Genomic DNA, 14,110 nt, shown 5'->3' with positions numbered 1-14,110 from the left:
GGTGGACGGGTGACAGCGAACCGGGGGATCGATGCCGACTTTCTGGCCCTGCCCCGCCACGAGCTGGCCGACGCCGCGTTGTCGGCGGCCAGAGCAGCCGGCGCCGAGCATGCTGACCTGCGTATTCACCGGATTTCCACCGAGGTCATCCGACTGCGCGACGGTGAGTTGGAGACCGCCGTCGTCAACCGTGAGCTCGGCTTCGCGGTGCGGGTGGTGGTCGACGGCACCTGGGGCTTCGCCTCACATGCCGAGCTGGCGCCGGGTGTCGCGGCCGATACCGCCCGCCGTGCCGTGCAGGTGGCCAAGACGCTGGCCGTCCTCAACGCCGAACGTGTCGAGCTGGCAGCCGAACCGGTGTACCGCGACGCGACGTGGGTGTCGGACTACCTGGTCGATCCGTTCGACGTGCCCACCTCCGACAAGATCGACGTGCTGGAGGACTACTCGGGCCGGTTGCTCGCTGCCGATGGAGTGAACCATGTGACGGCCGCGCTGACCGCGGTCAAGGAACAGACTTTCTACGCCGACACGTTCGGGTCTTCGATCACCCAGCAGCGAGTGCGGCTGATGCCGGTCTGCGATGCGGTCACCGTCGGGCCGGACGGCTTCGACTCGATGCGCACGCTGGCGCCACCGACCGCGCGCGGTTGGGAGGCGGTGGCCGGCGACGACGTGTGGGACTGGTCCGGCGAGCTGGCCGAACTCCCGGTGCTGCTCGCCGAGAAGGTCAAGTCCCCGGGTGTGACGGCCGGGCCGACGGATCTGGTGATCGACCCGACCAACCTGTGGCTGACCATCCACGAATCCATCGGACACGCAACCGAATACGACCGGGCCATCGGTTACGAGGCGGCCTACGCCGGAACATCGTTCGCCACCCCGGACAAGCTCGGCACGCTGCAGTACGGGTCGCCGGTGATGAACGTGACCGCTGACCGCACGGTGCCCTACGGGTTGGCCAGCATCGGCTACGACGACGAGGGTGTCGCTGCTCAGAGCTGGGACCTGGTGCGCGACGGGCGATTCGTGGGGTATCAGCTGGACCGGGTGTTCGCGCCCCGGCTGGGGCAATCTCGTTCCAACGGGTGCTCGTATGCCGACTCGCCGCATCACGTCCCGATCCAGCGGATGGCCAACGTGTCACTGCAGCCGGGTCCTGAGGACCTGTCCACCGCCGACCTGATCGCGCGGGTCGACAACGGCATCTACATCGTCGGGGACCGATCGTGGTCGATTGACATGCAGCGCTACAACTTCCAGTTCACCGGTCAGCGGTTCTTCCGGATCCGCGACGGCCGTCTGGACGGGCAGCTGCGCGACGTGGCCTATCAGGCGACCACCACCGATTTCTGGAACGCGATGGAGGCCGTCGGCGGCGCGTCGACGTGGCGGCTGGGCGGGGCGTTCAACTGCGGCAAGGCCCAGCCCGGTCAGGTCGCCGCGGTCAGCCACGGCTGTCCGTCGGCGCTGTTCCGGGGGATCAACGTGCTCAACACGCGCAGCGAGGGGGGCCGGGAATGATTCCCGCGCAACAGGTCATCGACACGGCTTTGGCGGCGGCCAAAGGCGACAAGACCGAGACCATCGTGCTGGTGACGGACCGGTCCGAGTCGTCGCTGCGCTGGGCGGGCAACTCGATGACCACCAACGGGGTCTCGACCAGCCGGACCACCACGGTCGTCACGATCGTTTACGACGACGAGGGGCCGCGGGTCGGCTCGCTGTGCTCGTCGGAGGTGGAGCCGGCGCAGATCGCCGAGTTGGTGGCCGCCTCAGCGGAGGCGGCTGCGGGCGCGCCGGAGGCTCGCGACGCCGTGGAGCTGTTGGGCGGCAATGGCATACCCGACGACTGGGACGCTGAGGTGCCGCAGACCGGCGCGGAGGTCTTCGCCGGGCTGGCCACCTCGCTGAGCCGTGGCTTTCGGGGCGCCGACCAGCTCTACGGGTTCGCTCGCCACGAGGTGGAGACGACGTTCCTGGCGTCCTCGACCGGGCTGCGGCGGCGTTTCACCCAGCCCACCGGGACGGTGGAGATCAACGCCAAACGCGACGGCGCCAGTGCCTGGGCTGGGGTCAGCACACCGGATTTCGTTGATGTGCCAACGGATTCGCTGCTGAAGCAGCTCTCGACGCGATTGGGCTGGGCGGCGCGCAGCGTCGAGCTGCCGGCCGGACGCTACGAAACGTTGATGCCGCCGTCCACAGTGGCCGACATGATGATCTATCTCGGTTGGACGATGAGCGGCCGCGGTGCCCAGGAGGGCCGCACCGCGCTGTCGGCGCCCGGCGGCGGCACCCGGGTGGGGGAGCGGCTGTCCGAACTGCCGCTGACCCTGTATTCGGATCCGCATGCGTTCGGGCTCGAGTGCGCGCCGTTCGTGGCGACCGGCACCTCGTCAGAGACCGCATCGGTGTTCGACAACGGCCTGGACATCGGCTGCGTGGACTGGATTCGCGGCGGGGTGATCAACGCGCTGGCCTACCCGCGGGCCGCTGCCGCCGAGTTCGGCGCCCCGGTCGCCCTGGCGGCCGACAACCTGCTGATGACGGGCGGTTCGGCCAGCATGGACGAGATGATCGCCTCGACCGAGCGCGGGCTGCTGCTGACCACGCTGTGGTACATCCGCGAGGTCGACCCGACCACACTGCTGCTGACCGGGCTGACCCGCGACGGCGTCTACCTGGTCGAAGACGGCAAGGTGACTGCGGCGGTGAACAACTTCCGGTTCAACGAGAGCCCGTTGGACCTGCTGCGCCGTGCCACGCAGGCCGGCATCGCCGAGCCGACGCTGCCCCGGGAATGGGGTGATTGGGCGACCCGGGCGTCGATGCCGTCACTGCGAATTCCCGACTTCCACATGTCGTCGGTGAGCCAGGCGCAGTGAGTTCTCACGTCGAGTCCTCGGTCAACTGAGCTCGTCGAATCTGGCGAGTGCGGCGCCGAGGTCTTCCTCGTCGAACAGCTCACTTCGGTTGATCAGGTCGCCATCGACGGTCAGCAGATTGACCTCAAGCCATTCGGCGTCGAAGCCGTTTGGCGACGTTCCCCGCAACACTTGGGTGACGACCGCTCCGAGATCGGTCAGCCGATGTACTGCCTCGACATAGATCTTGGCTTGGGGCGCAAGTTCCCATGCGGCATGGATGTAGGGGACCAGGTCGCCGGGCGAGAAGGCTCTTCCTCGGCGATGGTCGACATTCACCCAGTCTGGCGTTGTTGCGGGGAGCTGGTGTGCGTTGAACGCGTCGAAAGCGCGCAAAATAGTCGACCAGGTGTGCGCGTGGGCTGCCGCTTCCCCGGCGAGGTAACGGGCGTCGAGTTCGGCGACAGCGGCTTCGATGTCGTCGGGATCAAAAGTCACTGAGCGGTTCATCAGGGCGTCGGAGTCGACTTCGATGACACTCAACATGTCGACGGTGATCGGTTGATCGGGATCATCGCTGTCGCGATAGCTCCTTCGGGTCAGCGTGAGGCGAGACCCTCTGAGGGCGATGGGCTCCATCTCCATCCGCCAACTGCTGGGCGTCGTCTCCAACGTGGCATCAACGACTTTCTGCACCTCTGCGCCCTCGTGGGTGTCGCGCAGGCCTTTTCGCCGGTCCTCATATCGGCTATCCGCGCTCGCGAGCGCGAACAGTGCGTCCCCGTCACGACGGTTGTATGCGTCTGCTACGCGTGCGCAGACCCGGGTCGCGGCGTTCTCAAGCGGCGGCGTCCATCGACCGAGTTCTTCGAACCGTGCTAGCGCGGCGTCGAGGTCGTCTCCGTCGAACAGTTCGGAGCGATCGACCAAATCGCCGTCGACGGTCACTACGTTGATATCACGCCACTCGGCGTCGAAGCCCTCTTGGGAAATCCCCTGCGCCACATGGGTGACGACCGCTCCGATGTCGCTGAGTCGATGCACCACTGCGATGTAGATCCGGGTGTCCGGCGAGTCGTCCCAAGCGGCCTGGATGTACTGGACCATGTCGCCGGACGCGAAAGCCGCCCCGCGCCGGTGGTCAATACTTACCCAGTCCGGCGTCGTCGCGGCAAGATCGCGCCGGTTGAACCCGGCATAAGCACCGAGGACCAGTGACCAGGTGTGCGCGTAAGCGGCCGCTTCCCCGGCAAGGTAGCGGGCGTCGAGTTCAGCTAGCGCGGAATCGATTTCGTCGATGTCGAGCATGACCGCCGAGGTGATCCGCTGGCTGTCGTCGATCTCCAGGACGCCGAGCACGTCGGTGTGGAACGCCTCGGGCCGTTGGTCGTTGCCCGCGAAACGGTAGCGACCCAGGACAAGGCGCTCGCCGCGAGTCGCGATGACGCTCGACGACACGTTCAGGACACCGACATCAGCGGTCGCTCGCCAGTCGGCGATAACGGTGTCTCTACCACGTCGGACGCCTACGCCCACCAGCGGGCGACGATCGTCGGTGGAGGAGTCGTCGGCCAACAGCTCGGCCATCGCCTCCCAGTCGCGGCTCGCGAAGGACGACTCGAATCGCCGCTCCACTCGGCGTGCCGTGTTCTCCAGGTGCTCCAGTTGCCTTGGCTGCTGCTGTAGTTCGTCGAACCTGGCGAGCGCGGCGTCGAGGTCTTCCCCGTCGAACACCTCGCAGCGGTTGACCAGGTGGCCTTCGAAGGTGATCACGGTGATCCCGTGCCATTCGGCGTAGAAGCCGTCTGTGGAGAATTCCTGCGCCCTGTAGGTGTAGACCGCTCCACGGTCGTTCAGTCGGTGTACCGCGTCGATGAAGTGGCTCAGATCAGACGGGAAGGTCCACATAGCGCTGAGCAGTTTGGGCATTTCGCCGGGTGCAATGGGGGTCCCTCGCCGGTGATCGAGGTTCACCCAGTCTGGCGTGGTCGGGAAAAGTTCGCGCCGGTTGAGCGCGGCGAAACCTTGCATGATGAGTGACCACGTCTGTGCGTAGGCGGCGGCTTCACCAGCGAGGTAGCGGGTGTCGAGTTCGGCGAAAGCGGCATCGACGTCATCGAGGTCGAATGCGACATGGGCAACCAACTCCTCGTCGGCGTCGATCTCGACGACGCTGAGAAACTCGATGCGGAACGCCCCGGGCTGCTGGTCTCGCCCGGAGATAGCCGAGCGACACAATGCGAGGCGCCTGCCGCGGGTCGCGATGACCGTCGATGTGAGCTTGTCGCCGCCAAGCTCCGTGAAGGCTTGACCGTTGGAGATTTCGACGTCCCGACCGCGGCGGATGCCGGAGTTCACCGTATGTCGACGGTCGTCATTGACCATGTTCTGCGCCAAGGTCTTTGACATCGCAGTCCAGTCACCGACAGAGAAGTACTTCGCCACCCGGCGATAGGCCTCGCTGGCTGCGTTCGCCGGCTGCTGCGGCTGCTGGTGCAGCTCGTCGAATCTGGCGAGTGCGGCATCGAGGTCCGCTTCGTCGAACAGCTCGCAGCGGTTGACAAGGTCGTCTGCGAACGTAGCCACGAGGACTTCTTGCCATTCGGCGTCGAAGCCCTGGCCTGACGTCCCTCGCGCCGCTTGGGTGAAGACCGCCCCGTGTGTGCTCAGCCGATGCACCGCCGCGATATAGACGTGGAAGCTCTGCGCGTCGTCCCATGAGGAACGGATGTATGCGGCCAAGTCGCCCACCTCTATTGTCGCGAGTCGTCGGTGATCGATGGTCACGCAGTCCGGTGTCAGTCGGAGTTGTTGCTTGTTCGCTGCGGCGTACGTCGCTGTGAGCATTGACCACGTGCGTGCGTATGCGGCCGCCTCGCCGGCGAGGTAACGGGCGTCGAGCTCAGCGATTGCGGAATCGAAGTCGTCGACGTCGAATGTGACCAGCGCCGTGGCCAGATCGTCGGAGTTGACCTCCAGGATGCTGAGTGCCTCGGTGAGAAAGGCCCCGGATTCTCGGTCGGTGCCCGAGAAGCTGTTTCGCGCGAGGACAAGGCGTGCCCCACGGGTCGCCAGGAACGTCGTCGTCACGTCGGTGAACAGGCCGGCCGTGGCTTGGGCGTCTGCCATCGTGGCGTCTCGGCCATGTCGGATCCCCGACCCGACGACTCGACGACGATCGTCATTGACAAAGTTGTCGGCGAGTAGCTTCGCCGCGGCGTTCCAGTCGCGTGCCGCGAAGTGCGGCTGGAGGCGCGCTGCCACTTGCCATGCCGCGTTCTCCCGTTGGCGCGGCTGCTGGTGTAGTTCTTCATATCTCGTGAGCGCAGCGTCGAGGTCGGCTTCGTCGAATACCTCAGTGCGGTTGATCGTGCCGCTGTCCACCGTAAAGACCGCGATGCCGCGCCACTCGGCGTCAAGCCCGTCGCGCGAAGTCTCCTGCGCTGTGTAGGTGACGACCGCTCCGATGCTGCTCAGCCGATGCACTTGCTCGACATAGATATCGATGTCTTGCTCGACATCCCATCCGGCTTGGATGTATGCGGTGACGTCACCGGGCCCGAACGCCGCCTCTGTTCGGTGGTCGATGTTGACGCAGTCTGGCGTGATCAACGGCAGCTTGTGCTGGTTCAGCGCGGCGTAACTTCCCGCTACGGCCGACCAGACATCGGAGTGAGGTGCTGCTTCGCCGCCGAGGTAGCGCGCGTCGAGCTCGGCGATGGCGGCGTCAAAGTCGTCACGGTCGAACCCGACCCGCGCCGTCACCCGCTCGTTGGCGTCGACCTCAATCACCTCCAGCCCAACGAAGTAGTACGCCGCGGGCTCGTTGCTGGCGGTGTATCGGGTACGCGTAAGGATGAGCCGCCGGCCACGGGTCGCGACCACATCTGCGGTGAGGGCCTGATTCAGGCTGCCGGTACTGGCGAGCGCTGAAAGTTCGGTGATTACCGCGTCGCGGCCCAACCGAACGCCCGAGCCCACCACCCGACGACGGTCTTCGGTGGACACGTCGTCGGTCAGAACCTCTCTCAGAGCTTCCCAGTCGCGGGTCGTGAAGTACGACTGGAAACGCTGGTAGGCCCGGCTTGCAGCGTTCTCCAGCCGCTGCGACTTCGGGCGCAGTTCGTCCAACCTCGCCAGGGCTCCATCGAGGTCTGCCTCGTCGAACATCTCGCAGCTGCTGACCAGTCCGCCCTCGACCGTCAAGGTGTCGATAAGGCGCCACTCGACCTCCAAGCCGTCCCGCGAAGTCCCCTTGGCTACGTGGGTGATAACCGCGCCGCGGTCGGTCAGCCGGTGTACGGCTTCGGCATAAACGATGTTCTGCACCGTGTCGTCCAAGGCGACGCGGAGGTATGCCATCAGGTCGCCTTTCCCGACCGTGGCAAGCGCCCGATTGTCGATATCGGTGAACTCGGCAGTTGTCGGAGGCATTTCGCCTCGACTGAGCGCGACAAAGACCCCGGTGATAGCCGACCAAGTGCCAGCGCAGGCGGCTGCTTCGCCGGCGAGATATCGCGCATCGAGTTCGGCGAGGGCAGCCTCGATGTCGTCAAGATCGAACACGACGACCGCCACAACCTTGTCTTCCGAGTCGATCTCGATGACGTTGAGGACTTCGTTGTGAATCGCCTCGGGGTCACGGCCGGCGGCGCGAACGCGGGTGAGGACGAGACGCTCGCCGCGGGTCGCCACGGTGCCCAACATGGTTATCGTGAATCCGACCTCAGCGGTGGCCTGCAACTCCTGGATCCCGGCGGCTCGGCCATATCGAGTCCCGGAGTTGACCGTCCGCCGGCGATCATCGATCAAATAGTCCTCGGCCGCTGCTTGGGCGATAGCCTCCCAGTCGCGGGCCGCGAAGTGGGGGTAGAACCGCTCGACTACCAGCGCCGCCTTGTTCTCCAAGTGCCGGGTTCGTGAGCGTTTATCCGCGAATCGCGCTTGCAGCGCATCGAGTTCGGCGATCGCCGCATCCATGTCTTCGAGGTCGAACCACACCTGCAGCGCTATTCGCCCCTCTTCGTCGATGCCGTACACCTGGAGGAGCTCGTCGTGCGGTGCTCCAGGACTCGCGTCGGGGGTGCCGACGATCACCCGGGCGAGAGCCAGTCGCTCGCCTCGTACGGCGACGATGACATGGTCGACCCGGATGGCCCCCGCCTCGAGGTCCTGCCTGGTCTGATGCATCACCTGGTGGGTCGGAAGGTCGGTCTGCGCGAAGCCGACGATCTTGCGGCGGCTTTCGATTGACGGCTGGGGCGCAAACAGCCGCTCGAACTCGTCCCAGTCTTCGCGGTCAACAGCGGCCATCACCCGTTGCGCCGCACGGGTGGCTGCGTTGGTCAGGTCGATGGCCGGCGATTCGGCTGGTGCCGCGGGGACGGGCGCGACGCCCTCGCCCAGCATCGCGTGCGCCTTCGCGGCGAGTGCCTCAGCGCCTTTCCGCTCGTAGAGCGCCGTCGCTCGCTCCGCGGCGGCCCGTGCACCCGCCTCATCGCCGGCGGCGTTCAACACCGTCGCCAGCGCCAGACAGGCATCGCCGTGATCGACCAGGGCGTCGGTGCGTTCAGCCAGGTCGACCGCCGACTCGGCCATCTGCCGCGCCGCATCATGATCACCGCGGCGCGTCAACAACAGCGCCCGCAGCGTGCGCCAGGCGATCGACGCCTTCAAGGCGTGTCCCGCGAGCCGCTCACTTTCGGTGCACAACTCCTCCGCCTCGGCGACTCGGTCGAGGGCCAGGCAGGTACGGCCCAGCAGGGCAGCGGTCTCGGCGGTGTCGGCCTCCAGCCCCATCCGGCGAAAACCGTGGTAGGCCTGACGCAGGTGCGGCTCGGCGCCGCTGGGGTCGTCCACAACCAGCTCAATGATTCCGGCGAACTGCTCAACCTCGAGCAGGGCATGACGCAGGCCGATCTCGGTGACTGTGCGGCGCGCCGAGTCGATCATCCGTCGGGCGGTGGCGGCGCGGCCGCGGAAGGCCTCCAGGACGGCTTGGCATCGCGTCGACGTCGCCTCGACCGCAGGCGAATCCGTCGTGATTCGCAACAGTCGCACCACGTCAAGACAACGCCCGCCGGCACGCGGAACCGGATTCGGCCCCCACAGCGCCGCAAGGGGCGCTCCGGCCAGCACCGCGTTCACCCGACGGTGTTCACGTGCGTGCCGCGCCGCGGTCAACGCGCTGTCCAACGCGATCTCGCAGTCGCCGATTCGCCCAAGACGCGCAAGGCATCCGGCGCGTACGGTATGGGCCTTGGCTTCCCCTTCGGCGTCGCCCAATCCGGCCAGCTTGTCGGCGGCGGCGGCCAACGCGGTCTCGACCTCGTCCAATCGCTCTGGGCGGATCAGCATCGAGAGTTGGCCGTCGAAACACGTCGCCCACGCGGCCAGCCGATCCGAAGCGACTGTGACTGACTGCAATTGGGACACCGCACGGGTCGCCGAAGCCACCTCGCCGGCGGCAAGCAGCGCCTCACAGCGCGCGACCAGCAGCTCGGCGGCCTGGTCGGCGCGATCGGGCAGCTCGTCGTCGATCTCCTCCAGAGCGTGCAGCGCCCGGTCGTAGAGATCGGCGGCGCCTTCGTAGGCGAGGCGGGACATCGCCTGATCCGCCGCCCGTCGGCAATACTCGACGGCCTTGGCGGCGTTTCCCGCCCAAGCGCATTCGAAATAGTGGTACGCCAGTTCCGCCAGCAGCTCCCCGTCCGCGCCGGGCGTTGCTTCCAGCGTCGTGGCGATACGTTGGTGCAGTCGCATGCGCCGCACCGACGCCAGCTCGGCAATCAGCGCCTGCCGGACGATCGCATGATTGAACCGGTATCGACCGCCGGACTCTTCGATGACGATGCCGGCTTTGCACGCTTCCTCGAAGGCGTCGACGAGATCGCGTTCAACCACCTGCTCCACGAGGTCCACCGCGAAGCGGCTGCCGACCACGGCGGCCGCGGCAAGGGCCTTGTTGGTCTCTGCCGGCAGTCGCGAAAGCCTGCGGCTCACGGCTTCACGAACGCCCTGCGGCAAGGTGTTGGGGTCCCAGACGCCGCCACTTTCGTCCACATGGCGCAGTGCCTCGATCAAGAAGAACGGGTTGCCGCCGGTGACCGATGCCAACGCCCGGGCGAGCTGTTCGTCGTCGTACCCGGCCTCGGCGACATAGGCGGTCACGTCGTCGGCGCCGAGGCCGCCGAGAGCGAGGCGGTCCGCGGTGCCGTCCCGGTGCAGATCGGCGAGCATCGCCGCCAGGGGATGGGCTCGGTCGAGGTCGGTGCTGCGATACGTCGCGACGATTTGCACCCGGGTGCGGTCGCCAAAGCGCAACAGGTGCCGCAACAGCAGCAGCGTCGGTTTGGCCGCCCAGTGCAGATCATCGAGTATCAGGACGACGGGCGCACGGGCAGAGGCGAGTTCCAGCAGCGCGACGACGGCGTCGAACAGTGCATAGCGTTCGGTGTCGGGATCCGCGCGGGGCGGCGCGGACAGGTCGGGCAGCGCATCGGTCAGACCGGGAACCAGCGGAAGCAGTGCTTCAACACCTCGCAATCCCCGCAGTCTCTGCGGGCCGATGCAGGGCACCAGCGAACGCAGCGCTTCGGCGAAGGGCTGATAGGGCGCACCCAAGTCCTCGTCGGAACGGCCGTACAACACGACGGCGCCTTGCCCGAAGGCCTGTTGCGACCATTCGCCGGCCAGGCGCGTCTTGCCCACGCCGGGTTCGCCGGCGATCAGCATCGCGTGAATGCCGCCGGCGAGCGCGGCCTGCCAGGCTGCAGCAAGTTGCTCGAGCTCCAGGCCGCGGCCGACGAACCGCCCGGGGCCGGTCAGCACCGCGGGGAGGTCGGGCCGCTCGAGGGGTTCGTCGACGGTCGCTTCGAGTTGCTCGGCGGTCTGTACGCGGAGTTCGAAGACATGCTCCGGGCGCGGCAGGTTGCGCAGCGCGCGCATCCCGAGATCGGCAAGAACAACGTCGTCGGACAGGCTGTCGATGACGAGCTCGGCCGTCGCTCCGGAGCACAGGATCTGGCCTCCGATGGCCAGTGACCGCAGGCGGGCGGCGCGGTTGACCGCCCGACCGAAGTAGTCACCGTCGCGCAGCTCCACCTCGCCGGTGTGCAGGGCGATCCGGATACGCATGGGCTCGCGCAGCCCCCACGGCTCGTGAACGATTGCGTCTTGCAGTTCCATCGCCGCGGCGGCCGCAGCTGAGGGCCGGTCGAAGACCGAGAATGTGGCATCGCCTTCGCCACGCGTTTTGATGAGCCGCCCGCCGCGGGAGGTGACGACCTGCTCGACCAGTTCGTCGTGGCGCGCGAGCGCTATCGCCATGGCGGCGGCATCGGCCTCCCACGCGGCAGTCGATCCCTCGATATCGGTGAGCAGAAAGGTCACGGCGCGGGTCACCGACGGAAGATGCTGGGCCACCGGGTGATCCAGTGCGGAGTCCTGAGCGACGATCGCGGCTGCAAGCCGCCGAAGCTCCGGCCCGGGATCGACCCCGAGCTCGTCGGCGAGCAGCGACCGGACTCGTTGATACGCGCCCAGGGCTTCACCCTGTCGGCCCGCGCGATAGAGCGCGAGCATCAGCTGGGCCCACCGCCGCTCGCGCAGCGGCGCGTCGGCCACCGCGGCCTCCAGCTCGCCGACGATCTCCGCGGCCCGCCCCGTCGCGAGCAGCGCATCGGCACGGTCCTCGACCAGCGCGGCGTGTCCCTCGATCCAGCGTGTCTTCTCCGAAATTCCCCGGCGGGAGTCGGGCAGTTCGGGAGTTCCGCGCCAGAGGTTCAGCGCCTCCTCGAAGCGGACTACCGCTTGAGTGGTATCTCCGGCCGCTGCCGCATCTCGTCCCGCTCTGGTGGCCAGCTTGTAACGCGGGGCATCCACCTCAGTCGTGTTGAGGATCCAGCCCATTCCCTGCGTGAGGACGAAGCCGTCGCCCAACGCCCGGCGCAGTGAGGAGATGTGGGTCTGCAGCGCCTTGGCCGCGGTGCGCGGCGGTTCGTCACCCCAGAGCAGATCGATCAGTGTTTCGGCCGACACGACAGAACCGCCGTGCAGCCCGAGCATGGTGAGGATCGCGCGCGGTTTGGCGCCCGGGATTGTCACCCGGGCGCCGTCCCGCCGGGCCTGAAGAGGTCCCAAAACCCCCAGCTCCACGGCTTGAATGGTAGTCACGTGGCAATCGTCGGTGGGGCGATTCAACACGCGGTCAAGATCCGGTAAAGACCCGATCGGGGGCGCGTCGCAGGCGGCTTGACCCCCCGAGGAACGCGACGAAGGCGTCGGTAAAATTTGGCGCTTATGAGCGAACGTGTGGAGCAGCTGGAATTTCAGGCTGAGGCCCGACAGCTGCTGGATTTGATGGTCCATTCGGTCTACTCCAACAAGGACGCGTTCCTGAGGGAGCTGATCTCCAACGCCTCCGACGCACTGGACAAGCTGCGGCTCGAGGCGTTCCGCAACAAGGACCTCGAGGCAGACACCTCCGACCTGCACATCGAGATCGAGGTGGATAAGACGGCCCGCACCCTGACGGTCCGCGACAACGGCATCGGTATGTCGCGTGATGAGGTGGTGGATTTGATCGGCACGCTGGCCCGCTCCGGCACCGCCGAGCTGCGCCAGCAACTGCGCGAAGCGCAGAACGCCAAAGCATCCGAAGAGCTGATCGGCCAGTTCGGGATCGGCTTCTACTCGGTGTTCATGGTCGCCGACAAGGTTGAGATGGTCACCCACAAAGCCGGCCAGAGCGAAGCCATCCGGTGGGAATCCAGTGGTGACGGCACCTACACCATCGAACCCGTTGAGGAAGCGCCGCAGGGCACGTCGATCACCTTGCACCTCAAGCCCGAAGACGCCGAAGACGCGTTGCACGACTACACCGCGGAGTGGACGATCCGTGGCCTGGTCAAGAAATATTCCGACTTCATCGCCTGGCCGATCCGGATGCAGGTCGAGCGCCGGACGCCGGCTGCCGAAGAAGGTGGCGAGGAGACGGTCACGGTGGAGACCGCGACGCTGAACTCGATGCAGGCACTGTGGGCGCGTCCCAAAGACGAAGTCTCGCAAGAGGAATACAACGAGTTCTACAAGCACATCGCGCACGCCTGGGACGACCCGCTCGAGGTCATCGCGATGAAGGCCGAAGGCACCTTCGAATACCAGGCCCTGTTGTTCATCCCGTCGCACGCCCCGTTCGACCTGTTCAACCGGGACGCCCAGGTCGGCGTCCAGCTGTATGTCAAGCGCGTGTTCATCATGGGCGACTGCGACCAGCTGATGCCCGAGTACCTGCGCTTCGTCAAGGGCGTCGTCGACGCAGCGGACATGTCGCTCAATGTCTCCCGGGAGATCCTGCAGCAGGACCGCCAGATCAACGCGATTCGCCGGCGGTTGACCAAGAAGGTGTTGTCGACCATCAAGGAGCTGCAGTCGCAGCGGCCCGACGACTACCGCACGTTCTGGACCGAGTTCGGCCGCGTCGTCAAGGAGGGGTTGCTCTCCGACTTCGACAATCAGGAGGCCCTGCTTGCGATCAGCTCGTTCGCCTCGACGCACAGCGACTCCGAGCCGACCACGCTGGCCGAGTACGTCGAACGCATGAAAGACGGCCAGGAGCAGATCTTCTACGCGACCGGCGAATCCCGCCAGCAGCTGCTGAAGTCGCCGCACCTGGAGGCGTTCAAGGCCAAGGGCTACGAGGTGCTGCTGCTCACGGATCCGGTCGACGAGATCTGGGTCAACACCGTCGCCGACTTCGCCGGGAAACCCCTGCAGTCGACGGCCAAGGGTGAGGTGGATCTGGACTCCGAGGAGGACAAGGCCGCGCACGAGGCGCAGCGCGAGGAACAGCAGAAGGATTTCGCCGACCTGCTGGCGTGGCTGGAGCAGACGCTGACCGAGCACGTCAAAGAGGTGCGGCTGTCGACCCGGCTGACCGAGTCACCGGCCTGCCTGATCACCGACACCTTCGAGATGACCCCGGCCTTGGCGCGCATCTACCGCGCCAACGGCCAGGAGGTTCCGGTCGGCAAGCGCATCCTCGAACTCAACCCGCACCATCCGCTGGTCACCGGTCTGCGCCAGGCGCACAGCGAGCGCGGCGGCGAGGATGCCGACTTGGCCGAGACCGCGGAGCTGCTCTACGGCACAGCGCTGTTGGCCGAAGGTGGGGCGCTGGAGGATCCGGCGCGTTTCGCCGAGCTGCTGGCGCACCGGCTGGCCCGCACCGTCTGAGCGCGGCC

The 14,110-nt window shown here is 66.6% G+C and carries 4 protein-coding genes; 3 read left to right on the top strand and 1 reads right to left on the bottom strand.

Translation table 11 applies throughout. The features are described from left to right. The first annotated feature begins 9 nt into the window (after positions 1-9). Positions 10-1,524, top strand: coding sequence for a TldD/PmbA family protein (locus ABW16_RS12655; protein WP_047319519.1), 1,515 nt, complete (start codon positions 10-12; stop codon positions 1,522-1,524). Next, positions 1,521-2,888 carry a metallopeptidase TldD-related protein gene (locus ABW16_RS12650; protein WP_047319518.1) on the top strand — a complete coding sequence of 456 codons (1,368 nt, stop codon included), beginning with the start codon at positions 1,521-1,523 and terminating at the stop codon, positions 2,886-2,888. The genes ABW16_RS12655 and ABW16_RS12650 overlap by 4 nt, the downstream gene beginning before the upstream one ends. 21 nt (positions 2,889-2,909) lie before the next feature. On the opposite strand, the gene ABW16_RS12645 is transcribed toward ABW16_RS12650, so the two are convergent. After that, a complete protein-coding gene (locus ABW16_RS12645) occupies positions 2,910-12,023 on the bottom strand; it encodes a BTAD domain-containing putative transcriptional regulator (RefSeq protein WP_047319517.1) in 9,114 nt (3,037 codons plus the stop codon). Between the two features lie 144 nt (positions 12,024-12,167). On the opposite strand from ABW16_RS12645, the gene htpG reads away from it, so the two are divergent. Beyond that, complete coding sequence (gene htpG / locus ABW16_RS12640; RefSeq protein WP_047319516.1) at positions 12,168-14,102, top strand: molecular chaperone HtpG; 1,935 nt, start codon at positions 12,168-12,170, stop codon at positions 14,100-14,102. The last annotated feature ends 8 nt before the right edge of the window (positions 14,103-14,110 follow it).

It is taken from the genome of Mycolicibacter heraklionensis (genome assembly GCF_001021505.1).
Lineage (GTDB): Bacteria > Actinomycetota > Actinomycetes > Mycobacteriales > Mycobacteriaceae > Mycobacterium > Mycobacterium heraklionense.
Note: the sequence above shows the minus strand (reverse complement) of the source record. Positions and strands in the feature narration are given on the sequence as shown.